Genomic DNA, 17712 nt, shown 5'->3' on the forward strand with positions numbered 1-17712 from the left:
AGCTGCCGTTGGAAAAACATTGCTTCCTGAAGCTAAAGCAAACGGTATGGATATATCATTTTTTACTGCAGCAAATATTGCTTCAGGGCCTACCGGTCAAATTATTCCGCCTTCAAACGGAATGATTGTTTATTCAGTAGTAAGCGGTGGAACATCAATTGGTGCTTTATTCCTTGCAGGCTATATTCCAGGTATCTTAATGGGACTTGCATCAATGCTCGTTGCTGCAATTTACTTTAAGCTTCATCCTGAGTGGGCAGGCAAAGGCGGAATAGTAAAATTTACTTTTAAAGAAGCGCTAATTGTTATTTTCCAGGCACTTCCCAGTCTTGCATTAATTATTGTAATCATCGGCGGTATTATCGGTGGACTTTACACAGCAACTGAAGCAGCTTGTACTGCTGTTGTCTATGCTTTCATTCTTGCTTGTATTTATAAACAAATTAATATCAAAGTATTAAGAGAAATCGCTAAAGACACAATTGAGGTTAGCTGTTTAGTCCTTTTCCTAATAGGCGCCTCGACTATCATGTCTTATGTACTTGCATATACTCAGCTGCCTAAGATTATTTCAGAAAGCATTTTGGGAGTAACTCAGAGCCCTGTCATTATTTTACTTATCATGAATGTAATATTACTTATTGTAGGTATGTTCATGGATTTGACTCCTGCTCTGTTAATTTTTACTCCTATTTTCCTTCCTATTGCAGTACAAATCGGCATGGATCCTATACATTTCGGTATTATGATTATGTTTAACCTCTGTGTAGGAATCACCACACCTCCTGTTGGCGCAGCTTTGTTTGTCGGTTGCAGTATCAGCGGACAATCAATCGAGACGGTTACAAAGAAGCTCATTCCTTTCTTTATCGCTATCATCAGCGCATTGGTCTTAGTCACATTCATCCCTGAACTATCATTAACCATACCGCGTATGGCGGGAATGATTCAGTAAATAATGATTAATGTGTAGGAGTAAAAAAAATGAATAATTTCAATTTTTGCAGACCAACAGACTTTTACTTCGGAAAAGGGCAAGAAAACGAAGTAGGAAATATTTGTAAAAAATATAACGCCCACCATGTTCTGTTACATTTTGGTGGAAAATCAGCCCTTAAATCAGGCCTTATAGACAAAGTTGAACAAATTTTGATTGAATCAGGACTTGAGTGCACTCGTCTAGGCGGAGTTCTTCCTAATCCGCGAGCAGATCTGGTTTATGAAGGAATAAAACTTTGTAAAAATAAAGGTATTGATTTAATTCTCGCTGTCGGAGGAGGCAGCGTTATTGACAGTGCTAAAGCTATCGCAATGGGAGTTCCATATGAAGGAGATTTCTGGGACTTCTTTATGGGAGGAAAAATTCCTCAACAAACGCTTCCTGTAGGGTGTATTCTTACTATTGCAGCAGCAGGATCTGAAGGCTCAAACAGTTGCGTTATTGAAAAAGAAGTAAACGGTATCATCAAAAAGAAAGGATGCAACTTGCAAAGCAATGTTTGTACTTTTTCAATTTTAAACCCTGAGCTTACACAAACAGTGCCTCCTTTTCAGACTGCTTGCGGAGCCTGCGACATAATGTGCCATGTAATGGAAAGATACTTTACCAACACTAAAGATGTAGAACTTACAGATGAACTTGCAGAAGGCGTCTTAAGAACTATGGTAAAAATGTTGCCACGAGTCATGAATAATCCTAAAGACTATGAAGCTCGTGCTGCTATTATGTGGGCATCAACTTTAGCCCATAACAATCTTCTTGGCGTAGATAGAGAACAAGATTGGGCAAGTCATCGTATTGAACATGAACTTTCGGCTCTTTATGACTGTGCCCATGGTGCCGGGCTTGCAGTCGTGATGCCAGCATGGATGGATTATGTTTATAAACACGATATCATGCGTTTTGCTAAATTTGCCAATAGAGTTTTCGGCTGTGCTATGGATTTTAGTGAACCTGAAAATACAGCCAAAAATGGTATTAAAGCTTTAAGAAATCTCTGGAAAGAAGCGAAATTACCGCTTAACTTCGAAGAACTGGGAGCTAAAAAGAAAGATATTCCCGTACTTTTAAATAACATCGGGGATGAAAATCATACCGAAGGGCATTTTGTTGTATTAAATAAACATGATATTGAAGCTATTTTAAACATAGCCGCAGAATATCAAAGCTAATATTTTCCTATCCTCAAAGAGAACTATGCGCATTACATAGTTCTCTTTTTTTATATTCACTCCTAAAATAATCAAGCTGTCCATTAGGATCTAATAAGAATTTTCAATAAATTCAAATTATTCTTTTTACAATTACTAAAAAAATAACAAATTTAAATCAAAGGACTCGTACGCTATAATTAATGTAATAAATTATAGGGCGCTAAATGACACAGAAAAAAATATCATTACATACTTCTTTTTCCAAAAGACAAAAGCAGCACAGAACCGTAAACCGCAATAAAGGTTGGGGCAAGGGATTAACTGAAAAAGCCGTTTTTACCCGTAAAATGCTTTACCCGACTTTTTGGGGTGCATGGCTTGCCGTTTTTACTTTATATATAAGCGTCAAATTAATTCCCTATCCTCTTTTAATGAAGCTCGGCAAATCCTTGGGTAAAATAATGGCCCGAGTCATCAAAGGAAGACGCTATATCGTTGACTGCAATTTAAAACTTGCCTTTCCGCAAATGACTGATAAAGAACGTGCCGAGCTTGCAGAAAAAATCTTTGAAAACTCAGGTATGGCAGTTTTTGAAACCGGAATGGCTTGGTTTTGGTCTGACAAAAAGATTTTAAAATATACCATTATCGATGATGAAGAGTTAGAACGCGCCCGCGCTATTGCCGCAAGTGACGCGAGGATCCTGGTTTTAACCTGCCATTTCGTTACGCTTGAGCTTATGGCAAGAATGTACGCTCTTACCATCAAACCGGGAGTCGGGGTTTATCGTCCGTCCGATCATCCCGTGTGGGAGTATGCCCAAGTTAAAGGTCGTTTAAAATCAAATCTTGCTTTAGTTGACAGGGCAGATCCGCGCACCATGATAAGAGCTTTAATGAAAAGCCTTCCTATATGGTACGCACCCGATCAGGACTATGGACGTAAAGTTTCTATTTTCGTGCCTTTTTTTGCTGTGGAAAAAGCTGCCACGGTTACCGGAGTTCACGATTTATCTAAAATTAAAAACACGCTGATTCAGCCTTCCTGGACCATTCGCGTAAAAGACGGTTACCGCCTTTACGTATCGGCTCCCCTTGACAATTTCCCTACGGACGATGAAGTTGCCGATACCGCACGCTGCAACAAAGTAATCGAAAATATGATTAAAATTGCTCCTGAGCAATATCTGTGGCTGCATCGACGCTTTAAAACCGTGCCTGACGGTGAGCCGTCCCGCTATCCGGAGATTAAGTAATAAAAAATGATGAAAAAGACTTTTTTGCTTATAAGCACTGCCGGAGCTTTTCTTCTCTCAGGATGCGTAAGTGATTTTGAGCGCAATATAGCTTATAAAATTGTTACCGCTCTGCCTCAAGAAGTTCAAGGATGTGAATTTATTGCCGATGTTGACACTACTCCGCGCGCAACAGTCAATAATGCCCGTTTTGATTTAAAGCTTCAGGCTGCTAAATTAGGTGCGACCCACGTAGTGGAAACCCATGCTTATGCAGCCCCCATAGGCTTATATTTTTCACCCGACGTCGGCGTCGCACTTTCAGGCCGCGCCTACATTTGTCCTGAAGGCATAGGACCTAAAATGTATGAAGGCCCGCGCATTCCGGGAGCTCCGCGCCCTACACTGCAAAAACCAAACTGACAAGATTAAGACAAAAAACTTTAAAGGCGGGATCGTTCTGCCTTTTACATGTTAGCTATCACTGATAGTATTGCATGCCTTGTTATTTTTATAGAGCCGGCAATGTAGCAAGCTAATTAGAAACAAAAGACATATGTTTCGATAAACTTAAGTATGCGTCGCTTGCGTAAATGTTAAATTGAAGCCCAGAGCCTTAAAAACTTTGCAGATAGTACGAAACTCAGGATTGCCTTCTCCTGAAAGAGCCTTATAAAGGCTTTCTCTAGCTAAACCTGTTTCATTAGAGACTTTACTCATTCCCTTCGCTTTAGCAATTAACCCTATAGTTTTAGCTATTAAAGAACCGTCTCCGGGATCTTCTTCAAATGCAGCACGTAAAGCGTCGTTATAATCGTGTTCGTTCTTTAGGAAGTCTAAAGGGTCAAATTTACTTATAGTTATTTTTTCCATAATGAAATCTCCTTAGATGACAAAATTTCTCGCGCTTTATTTATATCATCTCTTTGAGTGGATTTATCTCCTCCTATCAATAGCAATAAAATCACTTCTCCTTTAAACGTAAAATACAAACGGTAGCCTGGACCGAAGAAACATCTGGCTTCATACAAATCATTATCTATATGTTTTATGTCTCCTAAATTTCCATCCTCCATGCGTAAAATTCGTTACATAATGCGATATTGGCTTTGTCTATCTCTAAGAGACTGCAACCAATTTTTAAAAAGATTGGTTTTTCAATGATGTATTTCATAATATATTATTGTAATCTATAAATTACAAATTTTCAAAAAATTCGAGATTCACTTGTACTTTTACATCCTTATACACAGTCAATGTGATAAGCATCATCAATCAAAATGTAGTTATAATTTCGGGAGATGCATTGCTCCAAGTTATAGTCATTTACTTTTAACATCTCCTTTAAATTGATGTCGGAAAACAAACGTTTTTCTATGACATTCTCAAATCTAACAATATCCTCAAAATGAGTTTCTACATATTTTCTAGAGAATATCAAGCAGACATACTTAATTTGCTGCAGTTCTTCAGCAGAAAAATCTTGTTCCCAAGCAAACGGGATATAGCATCCCTCCACAATCAAGTTTTGTGAGTTTTCAATACAAGTTGTAATCATTCCCCTAACAATCGGCCACACATATTGCGTAATTTCCGCATCGGGACTTTCGGCAGTAAAACTGCATTTTCCGCTTTTAATAAGCCCCATTTTCAAATGGTCTATTGACAGGTAGGGATATTTGTACTTTTCCAGCAGTCTTTGCGCCAACAAGGTTTTACCGGTATGAGTGTCACCCGCAATTAAAATGATCATGAATTACAAAATCTTTCTTTTGTGAAACTTTAAACAGGCTTTGCCAATCCGCCCAAAAAGCGCAGCGAACTCTTTTTCGGCAAGTCAGCCGCGCTTTTTTATTTGCTTTTTACGTCTAATGTCTACTTTAAGATTTGATGCTTAATATCAATCTTGATACCGGCACTTAAATTCTCTTCCTCTTTAGCAAAAAGCTTACGCCAAATTCTTTCAACGTCAGCGCATTCTTTAGGTTTATCCTCAATTGCCACAATGCGCGGCAAATCAGCTAAAGAAACCCGATGATAATAGCCGCGAATTGCGATATACGCGTCTTTTAAGGTCGTGACATCCTCTTTTGACAAAATATTAAGGCGTGAGCATTCATCCAAAATACGTACGTTGTCCGACCATAAAACCATATCGGAGTGTTTGGGGGCTTCACGAAGCAAAAGATATTGGGCGATAAATTCAATATCAACCATACCGCCGCGCCCTTGCTTTAAATCAAAAAGCGTCTTGCCGCTGCGATCAAGATGATCGCGCATCTTGCAGCGCATGGCAAAAACGTCTTGCTTTAACTTTTCATCATCTCGCGGCATACGCAGCACTTTGCTTCTGATTTCTTCAAAGCGCTCCATGACTTTGTGCGATCCGGCTATCGGCCTTGCTCTTACCAAAGCCTGATGCTCCCATGTCCAGGCGCGCTTTTCCTGATATGCTTCAAATGCGGCAGTATCGGTAACGAGCATTCCCGAATCTCCGTCAGGACGCAGACGCATATCCAAATCATAAAGAACACCGCCTGACATGCGCGTTGTAGATAAATGCAAAAGCCTTTGCACCAAACGCTGATAGAACATGGCGCACGGTACGCTATGCTCTCCTTCCGTCATGGAGTCATCAATGTCGCGAATGAACACCATATCCAAATCGGATTTATAGCCAAGTTCGATTCCGCCTAATTTTCCGTAACCGATAATGGCAAACCCCGGATCGGCCGCGCTTCTTCCAGGAGGCGCTCCGAAACGCTTGACCGTCTGATTCCACGCAAGAATTGAAATTTCACGAATCAAAGCTTCGGCAAGCCAAGTTAAAGAATCGCTTATTTTCATTAACGGCAGACTTTCCGCTCTGTCGGACATGGCAATGCGCAGCACCATTATTTTTTTAAACAAGCGCAGCTCTTCCATCTGATCTTCTAAATCATCAGGATCGATACGCAGTAATTTCTCACGCAGCATAGCCATATATTCATCGGGCTTTGGCGGAGCGTTCAAATAATGCGGAGCAATTAATTCATCAAGCAAAATAGGATGTGCGGAAATAAGAGATCCGGCAAAAGCGTTATCTTTCAATAAACCGATAAGCCTTAAGCAGGCCTGATGATTTTCACTTAAAAGCTGCAGATAAGTAGTACGCAATGCCACCTTTTCGATTAAAAGTCCGATTTTTTTAAATAAAGACGGCGGATCATCGTCTGCTGCAATTTCCTTAATCAAAAAAGGCATCAAATGAACCAAAGTCTGGCGTCCAACAGGTCCCATCGGCTGTCTTGCAAGCAGTCTTCTTAACTCATCAACCGCTTTAGCGTAATCAAGAGCCTTTGAAGAATCTTTCATCAATGGTTCAAGGACTTCCGCCATCTCTTCAAGAGATAAATTTGACTCCCACAGCTCCGCACTGTCGCGATCTGCTGAATTATCCGAATCAGGCTCGTCACGGATAACCTTGCAAAACTCTTCATGGACTTCGTCCATGACAGCTTGCAGCTCTTCTTTAAGTTCGGCAAAACTTGCCTTATTCATGGCAAGACGAGCCCGTTCTTCATCGCGCGGGTTCTGCGGCAAACATTGAGTTTGCTGATCGGAAAATTCCTGAATAACATTCTCAAGGCGTCTTAGATAAATATAATTCTCATCAAGCCGCTTGCAAACATCGCTGGGCAGAAGCTGCAGCTTATCAAGCTTTCTTAAAGTAACGCGCAAAGAACGCTCGGACAATTCAGGGATGCGTCCGCCGCGCATTAATTCAAAGACTTGAGCGATAAATTCAACTTCGCGTATACCGCCTGATCCTAATTTAAAATTGCCGTTTAAATTACGCCGTCTTACTTCAGCTTCAATCATATGCTTAAGCTTACGCAATGATTCTATAGCGCCAAAATCAAGATAACGGCGATACACAAAAGGACGGAGCATTTCTATAAGCTCACTGCCATAATCGCCCCAATCGTCTTTAGTGCCCAAAAGCTTGGCTTTAACCAGAGCATAGCGCTCCCAGGTGCGTCCCTGCGTCTCATAGTAAACTGAAAGAGCATCAAAGCTATGCACTAAAGGACCGGCATCGCCAAAGGGACGTAAACGCAAATCGACGCGATAGCAAAAACCGTCAACCGTGGTATCGGATAATAGATTAGAAACACGCTGAACGATTTTGGCAAAAAATTCCTGATGGGAAATAACGCGGCTGCCGCCTATGGTCTGACCGTCGTAAGGATAAGAAAAGATCAAATCCAAATCAGAAGAAAAATTAAGCTCCCCGCCACCCAGTTTTCCCATTCCGAAAACCAAAAGCGGCATCTCTTTGCCGTCTTTATCAAAAGCGTTGCCGAAAACATTTGATAATGACGCTCTCACGACTCTAACGGTCTGCAAAACGATAGCTTCTGCAAGATTGGATAAAGAGGTGAAAATTTCCTCAATGTCGGCCCGTCCAGTCAAGTCACGCCAGGCAATCGGAACCATTGAGCTGCGGCGCAGGATGCGCAAACGCTTTTTAAGCTCAATATCGGAAATTCCGGAAACAATAACCGCCTTAACGGCGTCTTCTCGGTTTAAAGAAAAAGTATCGCTTTCAATTGCCCCTTTTTCTATAAGTTCAAGACACTGTTTGGGGAATTGAATTAAAGTTTTAGCTATAAAATCCGACATGCCGAGGACATAATTTAAGTCCTTTTGCTCACATAATTTGGCAAAATCCTGAGCGTCAAGGCGATTCTTAAGACGCTCGGTATAAATGGAGGCTTCTTTTTGCAAAACCTCCGGCAAATCGGGAAGATTGTTTTTATTCGGGACAATTGAGTACGGCATTATCCTTCCTTAGCGCCGCTCAATTATTTTTCGTAGGCGGCCGCTATCTTATTTAGCAAAACTCTGATGCGCAAAGGCAGCATATAAAGTTTAGTTTTACCGATTTTAGCGCGTAAAACTTCGACCGTAGACGCAATTTCATGTTCATCTATGGCAAAAGCCACGTTTAAAAACTCGCCTTCAAGCGCATGCATATATTTATACATATGCATTAAGATGGCACGCAAGTCTTTTATTTCTTTTAATAAAGGCTTTATCTGCTCTGAAGGGAATGCCATTTTAAGCTCACGCTTTAATTCCTTTAAAGCCTTATTAATTGCTTTTAAGGTATAGCTTATATAGCCTAAAACCGCAGGATTTTGCTTTACCATCAAAAGACCTATCATCTTTTCAAACATAATGATAAGTCCGATAAGGAATTCACTTACGTTATGAGGACCGGAGTCAGGCAACCTTATCTGATTGCGCTCATTGCGCAGCAAAACCGCGGCTTTATGCATTTTTGAAAAAGGTTCTAAAGTTAAAGCTATGCCTTTTTCATCCAAAGCCTTTACCAGATTTAAAAAAGCATCAAGCAGCTCTTCTTCTGACAAAGAAGCTTCTTTTAATTCAACTTCAAGTTCATTAATCGGATATTTACCGCCTTCATATAAGATCCCGCCGCGATCATAACTTACCTCAAACAAAGCTTCACCGAACCTGAAATCATAGCTATGGCGGGTAAAATCAAGCTCGCAATCTTTACGCAGTTTTTTCTGCAGCTGCGCCAAATCAGTGCCATCCGGGAAAGCGTCAAGCGGAAATAAAGACAAATCAGGTTTTTTAGCGTTTTCATCAATGCGAACGTTATATTCATTTCGTACATGTACGCCTGCAATATTAGAACCGCGAATCTTTAAAGTCTGTTCGGTATAGTCATTGGCTTTACGGATGCGAAGTCCTGCCTGCATCTCATAAAAGTCGCGTTTATTGGTATCAAAATAGATGTTGGTCAGATTATCGACATGCTCATTTTCTACCTTTCCGATGCTCTGCAGAATTTTTCTTAAATTAGTACAAACTCCGATAACTCCGAACTTAAGTTCTATTTCCTGACAGTTCATATAATCGTCCTTAAAAAACATATTCTTTTGTCATGATAGCAAACCGATAATCCTTACGCACTTTAAAAAATGTTAAATTCTTGTAAAGTGCATGAAAATACAGCCTTTTTACTCATTAAAAATCTTGGGAAAATGACAAAAAATGATATGATTATCAAATATGTTACGTAACTTAAAGCGCAGCAGTAAGATCGGGCATTGTTAATATCGAAAATCGATTAGGACATAAAGCTCCCAGGTTTGACAGCTCAATATGCCGGTGTCTATAACACTGCAATACAAAACCGATAATTTTGTATTATGCGCAAATCTCTCCTGACTAAAGGGGATATAAATAAAAAGGAATTACCGTGTTTAAATCAAAAACCGCTTTTACATTTATCTTTGCCTTACTATGTTTTTTAAATTCTGCCTTTGCCGCAGAGTCCGATAATGCCGCACAAGTGCCCACTCAGGGAGAGACGATTTACGTATCCGATCATAATCGTATCTGGACCAGAAGCGGCCCCAGCTCCCGCTATCGCATCAACGGCTCGGTACGTATCGGCGATAAACTCACCTTCCTTGAAGAGCGCGGCAAGTTTTACAAAGTTAGAAGTGAAGACGGAAAGGAATTCTGGATGCAATCCGACACCCTGCAGGTAGAGCCTTGCGGCTATACTTACACGGAAGATCTGCAAAAACAGGTAAACGACCTTACTTATAAGCTTGAAAATTATGACACCGAACTTTCACGCAATTATCAAGCTGCAAAAAAAAGACTTGAGCGCCTTGAAAAAGAAAATGCCGGCATGAAAGAAGCTATTTTGCAAAAAGACGCTACGATTCAACAGCTTGATGAACAGCGCCGCAGCTACGCCGAAAGTCTTGAAACCAAAGATTTGGATATGCAGATGCGCTGGTGGATGCAAGGTGCTATGATCGCATTAGGCGGCGCTATTTTAGGCGCGATTTTCATTTTTATTCCCCGTCCGCGTTTAAAGCGCAGACGTGATCGCTATTAAAAAGGATCTTGATGCAAGAGTATTTAGTCGGCGGAGCTGTCCGCGATCAACTGCTGAAAATAGAAGGAGCTGATCGCGATCATGTAGTTGTAGGATCTACACCGCAAGAAATGCTCTCTTTGGGCTTCACCCAAGTAGGAAACGATTTTCCGGTTTTCATCCATCCTAAAACCGGAGAAGAATATGCTCTTGCACGCACTGAAAAGAAACAAGGTCACGGCTATACCGGCTTTATATGCTCGTTCGGCAAAGACGTAACGCTTGAAGAAGATTTGCTGCGCCGCGATTTAACCATCAACGCCATGGCGATGGACAAGAGCGGACAAATTATTGATCCTTACGGCGGTTTAATCGATTTAAATAATCGGGTTTTACGTCATATTTCACCTTCTTTTAAAGAAGATCCCCTAAGAGTACTGCGTGTCGCGCGTTTTGCCGCTAAACTTCATTATTTAGGCTTCTATGTTGCCGATGAGACTCTTTTACTCATGCAGGAGATGACTCAATCCGGCGAGTTATCAAGCCTTACTCCCGAGCGGGTATGGATAGAAACCCAAAAAGCGCTTAACACCTCCGATCCCCACATCTTTTTCATTATTTTAAAGAAAGTAGGCGCTTTAAAAGTTATATTCCCCGAAGTGGATGCTCTTTTCGGAGTCCCGGGTCCCAAACGCTGGCATCCTGAAATTGATTCCGGAATTCACACGCTTATGACCCTAAGGCGCATAAGTCTTGAGACTTCCGATCCTAAAACCCGTTTTGCCATGCTCTGCCACGATTTAGGCAAAGCTTTAACCCCTAAAAATGAATGGCCGCATCATCGCAATCACTGTGCTTTAGGAGTAGAGCCTTTAAAACAATTATGCAAAAGGCTTAAAGTTCCCAAAGACTATGAAGAGCTTGCATATATCGTGGTATTTCATCACTCATATATGCATCATCTGTACCGCAACGGGGCTGAAGGCATAGTTAATTTGCTTGATAAACTTGATGCCTGGCGCAGACCTCAGCGTATAAAACCTTTCGTACAATGCTGCAAATGCGACTTCTTGGGAAGAAAAGGTTTTGAAAACCGTCCTTTTCCGCGCGCCGATTACTTCCTGGCCATTTTCAGCCTTTGTCTTTCCGTTAAAGCAGGTGAGTTTATCTCGCTAGGATACACCGGTAAGGACATAGGAAGCAAAATGCATGAAAAACGAGTGGAATTAGTTAAAGACTTTATGAAAATGCTGCCCCAAGGAGAAATTGACGACAGTCTGAATGAAATGCCGCCGATTTCAGAATTTAAGGATTAATTTAGTAGCTTAAGGCGGAAAATTCCGCCTTAATCATTAATGGATGATATATAACAGCAAAGCGCCCAACAGCAGACGATAAATAACAAAAATCGCCATTCCTGACTTTGAAATGAACTTCAGGAAGCAATGAATAACGATAAGTGCCGTTATAAAAGAAATGAACACGCCGACGAATATCTCAAGCGGGGCTGCATTTAATTCCGGATATTGAACGATCTTAATTCCTTCAAGCAGACCTGAAGCCAAAATGATCGGAATAGACAAAAGGAAACTAAAACGTGCCGCCGCTTCAGGGCGCATGCCTAAAAACAATCCTGCAGTAAGGGTAACGCCGGATCGGGATGTTCCCGGAATCAAGGCCAACGCCTGAACCAATCCGATGATAATAGTCTGGGTAAGCGTCATCTTTCTTAACGAATCCGAACGCTCATCCATGTTAACCACATTGTTCCAGCAGAACTTGCGATTAACGTAAGACGCAAGACCTAACAGCAAACCGAATCCTATCGTCGTATACGCAATGATATGAATGGAACGGGCAACCGATGAAATATGAGATTCAAAGAGGAAACCGCATAATCCTGCAGGAATGGTTGCAATTACTATAAACCAACCGATTCTGCTTTCAGGAGTGTTTTTCCGTTCAATCAAAGAACGGATCATGGCATAAGAAATTTTTACCAAATCCGAAAAATAATAAATAATTACGGCAAGCAACGTTCCGATATGCACAGCCACGTCAAAGGCTAGGCCCTGATCGGGCCAGCCTAAAATTTGACTTGGGAAAATAAGATGTGCGCTTGACGAAACCGGTAAAAACTCAGTAATGCCTTGAAGAAAGGCTAAAACAAAAATTTGAGTTAAGGTCACGATTATTCCTTAGTCCAGGAAGGTGCCGGCTCTTCCCAGTTAAAATCAACTTTTTTTACCTTCATCTTTTCAGGCAGACGAGGCTCCATTTCCTGCCACAATTCAGCAACACGAACTTTTAAAAGCGGGTGAACAAGATCAGGATCAATCTCGCATAACGGGCACAAAACAAACGGATAATCCTGAATATCATGACGCGGCAGCTTGCACGGTTCAGTGGTTACAACATCACCGTAAACCAATACGTCAACATCGAGGCGACGCTTGATGCCGAAATTAGTGCCGTTATTAAACATCATCTCTTTACCGGCAGAAAGCTCAATTTCGGTGATCTTGGCGACCAAATCATCAAGAGATAAATCGCAATCTCCGCCAATCACGATATTATAGTAATCAGGCTCTGCCTCGCGAACCGGACGGCTTTCCCAGACGGAGGAACACTTAACGTTTGAAAATAAGGCTGAAAGCTCTTTTTTGGCAAAACGTAAAGCGTTATCACGATTTAAATTTGAACCTACACCCAAGTAAACTTTAGTAGTCATCTTATCTTCCTCTATTTACATCTGGTAATCTCTATACCTACGCCTAAAGCTTCTTTAACGGCTTCAGGCTTTGATAATCTTAAAGTTACTGAAGAAGGATTAAACTTCTGCAAAATTTCTGCACAAAGTTCTTCAGCAAGCTCCTCAAGCAAAAAAGCTTTACGCTCTTTTGCAAAATTCATGCAAAAAGAAGCAACCATAGCATAATTAATGCTCAAATTAAGATCGCCTTTTTCACCTGCCTGTTTTAGCGAATGCTCCATACAAACATCCATAATAAGCGGCTGCTCATGGACACGCTCATCAGGCAAAATTCCGATAATGCAGGAAACTTTAAGGCCGTTTATAAAAATCTTATCCATCACAAAGCCTTTAAAGAATCCAGCGGCCAACGCGGAAAAACGTCAACCCCTAAAGTACCGATTTGTCCTGCTTTAAAACGCATCATTCCTGCAAGAGCTATCATCGCTCCGTTATCGGTACAAAATTCGCGGCGAGCAAAGAAAGCTTTTCCGCCGCGATTTTCCATTAATTCGGATAAACAGCTGCGAATGGCGGTATTGGCGCTGACGCCGCCTGCCACGACTAAAGTATTAAGTCCGGTAATATTCAGGGCTCTTTCACATTTATGTCGTAAAGTATCGGCAACAGCATCGGTAAAGCAGCGAGCAATATCTCCTTTCTGCTTTTCTAAATCAGTACTTGCATGCACCGCATTTAATACCGCAGTTTTAAGTCCGGCAAAACTGAAGTCGCAATTAGGTCTGTCAAGCATCGGTCTGGGAAAATGATAAGCTTTGCTATTGCCCTTTTGCGCCAGCTTCTCAAGACCTGGACCGCCCGGGTAAGGAATACCTAAAAGCTTTGCCGTTTTATCAAAAGCCTCTCCTGCCGCATCATCAACCGATTGACCTAAAAGCTCATAAGAACCGGGTTTTTCAACTTTGATGAGCATTGTATGCCCGCCTGAAATAAGCAACGCGACAAAAGGAAAAGTCGGGGCAGGATCTTCAAGCATCGGAGCAAGCAAATGACCTTCCATGTGATGCACGGGAACTGCGGGAATATTTAAAGCATAAGCAAGCGCTCTTGCTTCCGTGGCGCCTACCAATAACGCTCCGATTAATCCGGGTCCTGCCGTATAAGCGACTGCGCAAAGATCATGCATGGAAGTTTCAGATTGCGCTAAAACTTCTCTTACTAAAGGAACGACTCTTTTTATGTGATCGCGGCTAGCAAGCTCCGGAACCACTCCGCCGTATTCGGCATGCATGGCAATCTGAGTATGCAGGACATGACCTACTAGACCTTTTTCATCATCAAAAACGGCCACGCCTGTCTCATCACAAGAGCTTTCAATTCCTAAAATACGCATGCACTTTTATCTTCATGTGAAAAAATCAAACCCGATTGATAATTTTAGCAAAATCAGAGCGGTTTCAGTTAAAAAGATTACTTGCTTTCATGACTTTTTCTGTCTGAGTTTTCTAAATTTCAATGATGTGTTTTTTTACTTGTTTACTTTATAACCTTTTCTTTGTATAATTCGCACGTTTATAACCAGCCGGAGTTTGTTTATAGCCCGGCTTCGTCATTTTATAAGTGAGGTGGTTTTCCACATGCCAGTCATTAAAGTACGTGAAAACGAGCCGTTCGACGTTGCCTTGAGACGTTTCAAGCGCTCCTGCGAAAAAGCCGGTATTTTGGCCGACGTAAGAGCCCGCGAATTCTACGAGAAGCCTACTACCGTGCGTAAGCGCGCTAAAGCTTCTGCAATCAAGCGCCACGCCAAGAAGATGGCCCGCGAAAATGCGCGCCGTACAAGGCTTTACTAATCACGCACTTGTGTCTTAATAAGACATGACTGCTTGTTTAGTCTAGTTTTGTTAAAAAGCATTTGCTTTTTTAACGGTCTCTAGATTGTGTATTTAAAGGTCGACTTTATGTCGGCCTTTACTTTTTTAAAGGCTCAAAACAGTATCTATTGCCCTCCGCTTAGGTCTTTTTCCTAAGAAATATTAATATTGTCTTAATACTCTAAAAGCATATCTTTTTATATAAAAATAGTATTTTTCTTTCTGCATTCTTTCTATTAAATTTTAAGTAAAAAACTATTAAAACTAACGGATTTCTAAGTAAATCGATCTACGATTTATTTGGATAAATCTTTAAGCATTGCAAATTAATGAGTCGAAAGATTTAAGATTTTGATTAAGCTCTATACAATGAAAGCTTTTAATTCATTTCTTATCAAAAATATCATGTACGTACTGCTATTAAGTTCCATAGCAGTACTTTTTGTTCCGCGCGCATTTCCGCTGCTGCTGCATGAAATAGTAGGAACCGTGCTGTTTTGCGTCGTTCTTTTTCACATTTATATCTTTCGTGATTACTTTCACTATAAGCAGCCTAAAAGCTTCACCTCTTTTTATAAAAACTTACTTATCTTGCTGACAGCCGTAAGCTTTTGCATCGTGATCATTAGCGGCATCGGCATATCGCATTATCTGTTTTCCGCTATTGATCTAGGATCGGGTCGTATTTACCACCAACTGCATGCCGGATCGGTTTTCCTCTTTTTAATATTTGCTTTTATGCATGCCGGTTTTTATTTTGATCGTTTCTTTGCGCTTATAAGCGATGCTTTAGGTAAAAAAGCTAAACTTGCGATTATTTGCGCGCTTTACTTTATTGCTGCAAACGCTTTACCGCTTATCTTCTCTTATGAATTTTTTGACAAAATAACATTTAATCAAAGCTTTTCATTTTTTGATGATAAAAGATCGGTATGGCTTTATATAGTAGATAATTTCAGCATCGGCATTTTCTTTGCGCTTTTAAGCTACAACATTTACAGATTACTTTTAACGCTTGATATTAAAAGAATAAGGAAACAGCAAAATGATATATAAAAATTTAGGATCAACGGACATTAAGATTTCAGCTTTATGCGTCGGCTGCATGAGCTTTGGCGAACGCTTTGAAGATTTTCATCTGTGGACTTTACCCTATGATGAAAGCAAGCGCATTATCGATCATGCTCTCGATCTTGGCATCAACTTCTTTGATACCGCCAACTGCTATGCTCACGGAACTTCAGAAGAATTTTTAGGCAAAGCTCTTGCCTCCGTTCCCCGAGACAAAGTCGTAGTAGCATCAAAAGTGTACTTTAACGAAGGGCATCTTAGCAAAGAAGCAATTGAGCGTGAAATTAACGGAACTTTAAAACGTCTTAACATGGATTATCTTGATCTCTACATCATCCACCGTTTTGACAAAACAACACCGATTGAAGAAACCATGTCCGCTTTGGATTCGCTGGTAAAAGCCGGAAAAGTCAGAGCACTGGGTGCTTCTGCCATGTATGGCTATCAATTCTATAACATGCAGCTTTGTGCCCGCGACAACGGATTAACTTCCTTCTCATCCATGCAGAATCACTACAACCTGCTTTATCGTGAAGATGAGCGCGAACTTATTCCTATCTGCAAACAAATGAATGTCTCCCTTACCCCATATAGTCCTCTTGCAGCAGGCCGTGTCGCCCGTCCTGATTGGGAAAGCTCAAGCCTACGCTCACAAAGCGACAAAGTAGCCAAAGCAAAATATGACGGCACGGAAGATGCAGATAAACTTATTGCCAAATCGGTTTATGAAATTGCTCAAAAGTATGATGTAAGCATGGCGCAAATAGCTCTTGCCTGGCATTATGCCAAAGGAGTAACCGCTCCTATTATCGGCAGTACCAAGATAAGCCAATATGATGACGCGGTTAAAGCTATGGATATTTCGCTTACCGATGAAGATATTAAAGCCATTGAAGCGCATTATCTGCCGCATAAAGTGATGGGTGCAATTTAACTTTTCTCATTAAAAGAGAGGAACAAAAAGCCTAAATTTAACTTTCTATTTCATATCATTTCAAAACGTCAGTCATGACTGACGTTTTCTTTTATCTTAAAAATCAATTAGATATATCGTCAGTCACAACTGACGATTTCTTTAAATTAAGCAAAGAAAAATATTTTCTATAAGCGGTCAATATAATTTTCAAAAAATATTCTACAAAAGGCACATAAGTATGCTGATCTTCACGCCATTTGTCAGAGCTTTGCTGAAGAGCCTCGTAATAACCTTCTTTATTTTCTTCAATCAATTTCTCAAGACTTATATATTTACCGACAAAACAATCAATCCTATAAAGCAAAAGAGACGTAAGCAACCTACTTGTTCTTCCGTTGCCATCATTGAAAGGATGAATGCACACATAGTCCAAATTGACGTCCTCACCGGTCTAAAGGCCAGTGATTCCTACTGCTAAACAACAATATTGCTACTATTGTAAGCTTCAGAGGGTTCCTGCTGCCGACCTCCAACGAGATTCGCTTGACAGGCTATCCGGGCAAGTCCTGCCCTTCTTAAGATGTTTTGTGCGGCATTGTGGTCGGCATTGGCCTCATACCCGCACTTTATACACTTGAATAGCGCCTGCTCTGTGCGGTTATCTTTACTTATATGTCCGCATTTTATGCAGGTTTGACTCGTGTATTGGGGGTTTACTTTAATCAGTATTCCACCCTTAAGTTTGAGCTTATATTCAAGGTATGTGAAAAATTTATGCCATGCATCATTTAAAATAGAGCGGTTCAATCCCGACTTGGCTTTAACCTTAGTGCCGGGAT

The 17712-nt window shown here is 40.8% G+C and carries 20 protein-coding genes; 9 read left to right on the forward strand and 11 right to left on the reverse strand.

Features of this window, described 5'->3' with window-relative positions:
• The 4 genes from QZ019_RS05635 to QZ019_RS05650 all read left to right on the forward strand — a co-directional run.
• Positions 1 to 955: TRAP transporter large permease (locus QZ019_RS05635; protein ID WP_295483031.1), on the forward strand; the 955-nt coding region annotated here is incomplete at its 5' end.
• A 29-nt stretch (positions 956 to 984) separates the two neighbouring features.
• Complete coding sequence (locus QZ019_RS05640) at positions 985 to 2172, forward strand: iron-containing alcohol dehydrogenase (RefSeq protein WP_294564656.1); 1188 nt, start codon at positions 985 to 987, stop codon at positions 2170 to 2172.
• 206 nt (positions 2173 to 2378) lie between these two features.
• Positions 2379 to 3410, forward strand: coding sequence for an LpxL/LpxP family Kdo(2)-lipid IV(A) lauroyl/palmitoleoyl acyltransferase (gene lpxL / locus QZ019_RS05645; protein ID WP_295483035.1), 1032 nt, complete (start codon positions 2379 to 2381; stop codon positions 3408 to 3410).
• Positions 3411 to 3416: 6 nt separating this feature from the next.
• The gene (locus tag QZ019_RS05650) at positions 3417 to 3812 is read left to right on the forward strand and encodes a hypothetical protein (RefSeq protein ID WP_295483038.1); all 396 of its coding nucleotides are present in this window, start codon (positions 3417 to 3419) and stop codon (positions 3810 to 3812) included.
• Positions 3813 to 3959: 147 nt separating this feature from the next.
• Here the strand turns inward: QZ019_RS05650 and QZ019_RS05655 are convergent, their stop codons facing one another.
• The 5 genes from QZ019_RS05655 to QZ019_RS05675 all read right to left on the reverse strand — a co-directional run bounded on the left by QZ019_RS05655 (position 3960) and on the right by QZ019_RS05675 (position 9316).
• Positions 3960 to 4262 carry an addiction module antidote protein gene (locus tag QZ019_RS05655; RefSeq protein ID WP_249083646.1) on the reverse strand — a complete coding sequence of 101 codons (303 nt, stop codon included), beginning with the start codon at positions 4260 to 4262 and terminating at the stop codon, positions 3960 to 3962.
• Positions 4250 to 4465 (reverse strand): type II toxin-antitoxin system RelE/ParE family toxin, encoded by a 216-nt coding sequence (locus QZ019_RS05660; RefSeq protein ID WP_295483043.1) that lies wholly within the window; start codon positions 4463 to 4465, stop codon positions 4250 to 4252. The genes QZ019_RS05655 and QZ019_RS05660 overlap by 13 nt, the downstream gene beginning before the upstream one ends.
• Positions 4466 to 4632: 167 nt before the next feature.
• On the reverse strand, positions 4633 to 5142 hold the full coding sequence (locus QZ019_RS05665; RefSeq protein WP_294564646.1) for an adenylate kinase: 510 nt from the start codon (positions 5140 to 5142) through the stop codon (positions 4633 to 4635).
• Between the two features lie 122 nt (positions 5143 to 5264).
• Positions 5265 to 8213, reverse strand: a complete 2949-nt coding sequence (gene glnE / locus QZ019_RS05670) for a bifunctional [glutamate--ammonia ligase]-adenylyl-L-tyrosine phosphorylase/[glutamate--ammonia-ligase] adenylyltransferase (protein WP_295483048.1) — start codon at positions 8211 to 8213, stop codon at positions 5265 to 5267.
• Between the two features lie 23 nt (positions 8214 to 8236).
• On the reverse strand, positions 8237 to 9316 hold the full coding sequence (locus QZ019_RS05675) for a CYTH domain-containing protein (protein ID WP_294564641.1): 1080 nt from the start codon (positions 9314 to 9316) through the stop codon (positions 8237 to 8239).
• 350 nt (positions 9317 to 9666) lie between these two features.
• On the opposite strand from QZ019_RS05675, the gene QZ019_RS05680 reads away from it, so the two are divergent.
• Both QZ019_RS05680 and QZ019_RS05685 read left to right on the forward strand, forming a co-directional pair.
• Positions 9667 to 10320 (forward strand): TIGR04211 family SH3 domain-containing protein, encoded by a 654-nt coding sequence (locus QZ019_RS05680; RefSeq protein WP_295483052.1) that lies wholly within the window; start codon positions 9667 to 9669, stop codon positions 10318 to 10320.
• A gap of 11 nt (positions 10321 to 10331) precedes the next feature.
• The gene (locus QZ019_RS05685) at positions 10332 to 11615 is read left to right on the forward strand and encodes a multifunctional CCA addition/repair protein (protein WP_294564637.1); all 1284 of its coding nucleotides are present in this window, start codon (positions 10332 to 10334) and stop codon (positions 11613 to 11615) included.
• A gap of 36 nt (positions 11616 to 11651) precedes the next feature.
• On the opposite strand, the gene QZ019_RS05690 is transcribed toward QZ019_RS05685, so the two are convergent.
• From QZ019_RS05690 to tsaD, 4 genes are read right to left on the reverse strand one after another with little or no spacing between them, the layout of a single operon-like run.
• The gene (locus tag QZ019_RS05690) at positions 11652 to 12488 is read right to left on the reverse strand and encodes an undecaprenyl-diphosphate phosphatase (protein WP_294564636.1); all 837 of its coding nucleotides are present in this window, start codon (positions 12486 to 12488) and stop codon (positions 11652 to 11654) included.
• Positions 12489 to 12490: 2 nt separating this feature from the next.
• On the reverse strand, positions 12491 to 13030 hold the full coding sequence (gene folK / locus QZ019_RS05695; RefSeq protein WP_295483054.1) for a 2-amino-4-hydroxy-6-hydroxymethyldihydropteridine diphosphokinase: 540 nt from the start codon (positions 13028 to 13030) through the stop codon (positions 12491 to 12493).
• Between the two features lie 11 nt (positions 13031 to 13041).
• A complete protein-coding gene (gene folB / locus QZ019_RS05700) occupies positions 13042 to 13392 on the reverse strand; it encodes a dihydroneopterin aldolase (protein WP_295483056.1) in 351 nt (116 codons plus the stop codon).
• Positions 13392 to 14405: a tRNA (adenosine(37)-N6)-threonylcarbamoyltransferase complex transferase subunit TsaD gene (tsaD, locus tag QZ019_RS05705; RefSeq protein WP_295483059.1), complete on the reverse strand. Its 1014-nt coding sequence runs from the start codon at positions 14403 to 14405 to the stop codon at positions 13392 to 13394. Before tsaD ends, folB begins: the two co-directional genes overlap by 1 nt.
• Positions 14406 to 14649: 244 nt before the next feature.
• On the opposite strand from tsaD, the gene rpsU reads away from it, so the two are divergent.
• The 3 genes from rpsU (at position 14650) to QZ019_RS05720 (ending at position 16891) form a co-directional block, all read left to right on the forward strand.
• Positions 14650 to 14865, forward strand: coding sequence for a 30S ribosomal protein S21 (gene rpsU / locus QZ019_RS05710; RefSeq protein WP_009142428.1), 216 nt, complete (start codon positions 14650 to 14652; stop codon positions 14863 to 14865).
• A 426-nt stretch (positions 14866 to 15291) separates the two neighbouring features.
• On the forward strand, positions 15292 to 15942 hold the full coding sequence (locus QZ019_RS05715) for a hypothetical protein (protein ID WP_295483063.1): 651 nt from the start codon (positions 15292 to 15294) through the stop codon (positions 15940 to 15942).
• Complete coding sequence (locus QZ019_RS05720) at positions 15932 to 16891, forward strand: aldo/keto reductase (protein WP_295483067.1); 960 nt, start codon at positions 15932 to 15934, stop codon at positions 16889 to 16891. Before QZ019_RS05715 ends, QZ019_RS05720 begins: the two co-directional genes overlap by 11 nt.
• 103 nt (positions 16892 to 16994) lie before the next feature.
• Here the strand turns inward: QZ019_RS05720 and QZ019_RS05725 are convergent, their stop codons facing one another.
• Together QZ019_RS05725 and QZ019_RS05730 are read right to left on the reverse strand one after the other, a co-directional pair.
• Positions 16995 to 17297 (reverse strand): Fic family protein, encoded by a 303-nt coding sequence (locus tag QZ019_RS05725; protein ID WP_366936843.1) that lies wholly within the window; start codon positions 17295 to 17297, stop codon positions 16995 to 16997.
• A gap of 50 nt (positions 17298 to 17347) precedes the next feature.
• Positions 17348 to 17712: transposase (locus tag QZ019_RS05730; RefSeq protein ID WP_295483073.1), on the reverse strand; the 365-nt coding region annotated here is incomplete at its 5' end.

This window comes from uncultured Succinatimonas sp., assembly GCF_905203285.1.
Lineage (GTDB): Bacteria > Pseudomonadota > Gammaproteobacteria > Enterobacterales > Succinivibrionaceae > Succinatimonas.

Excerpts from the sequence above, each read along its gene's own strand:
- rpsU (WP_009142428.1), top strand. The coding sequence starts at position 14,650 with ATGCCAGTCATTAAAGTACGTGAAAACGAGCCGTTCGACGTTGCCTTG.
- QZ019_RS05675 (WP_294564641.1), bottom strand. The coding sequence starts at position 9,316 with ATGAACTGTCAGGAAATAGAACTTAAGTTCGGAGTTATCGGAGTTTGT.
- QZ019_RS05660 (WP_295483043.1), bottom strand. The coding sequence starts at position 4,465 with ATGGAGGATGGAAATTTAGGAGACATAAAACATATAGATAATGATTTG.
- QZ019_RS05640 (WP_294564656.1), top strand. The coding sequence starts at position 985 with ATGAATAATTTCAATTTTTGCAGACCAACAGACTTTTACTTCGGAAAA.
- QZ019_RS05715 (WP_295483063.1), top strand. The coding sequence starts at position 15,292 with ATGTACGTACTGCTATTAAGTTCCATAGCAGTACTTTTTGTTCCGCGC.
- glnE (WP_295483048.1), bottom strand. The coding sequence starts at position 8,213 with ATGCCGTACTCAATTGTCCCGAATAAAAACAATCTTCCCGATTTGCCG.
- lpxL (WP_295483035.1), top strand. The coding sequence starts at position 2,379 with ATGACACAGAAAAAAATATCATTACATACTTCTTTTTCCAAAAGACAA.
- folK (WP_295483054.1), bottom strand. The coding sequence starts at position 13,030 with ATGACTACTAAAGTTTACTTGGGTGTAGGTTCAAATTTAAATCGTGAT.
- folB (WP_295483056.1), bottom strand. The coding sequence starts at position 13,392 with ATGGATAAGATTTTTATAAACGGCCTTAAAGTTTCCTGCATTATCGGA.
- tsaD (WP_295483059.1), bottom strand. The coding sequence starts at position 14,405 with ATGCGTATTTTAGGAATTGAAAGCTCTTGTGATGAGACAGGCGTGGCC.
- QZ019_RS05665 (WP_294564646.1), bottom strand. The coding sequence starts at position 5,142 with ATGATCATTTTAATTGCGGGTGACACTCATACCGGTAAAACCTTGTTG.
- QZ019_RS05685 (WP_294564637.1), top strand. The coding sequence starts at position 10,332 with ATGCAAGAGTATTTAGTCGGCGGAGCTGTCCGCGATCAACTGCTGAAA.
- QZ019_RS05650 (WP_295483038.1), top strand. The coding sequence starts at position 3,417 with ATGATGAAAAAGACTTTTTTGCTTATAAGCACTGCCGGAGCTTTTCTT.
- QZ019_RS05720 (WP_295483067.1), top strand. The coding sequence starts at position 15,932 with ATGATATATAAAAATTTAGGATCAACGGACATTAAGATTTCAGCTTTA.
- QZ019_RS05655 (WP_249083646.1), bottom strand. The coding sequence starts at position 4,262 with ATGGAAAAAATAACTATAAGTAAATTTGACCCTTTAGACTTCCTAAAG.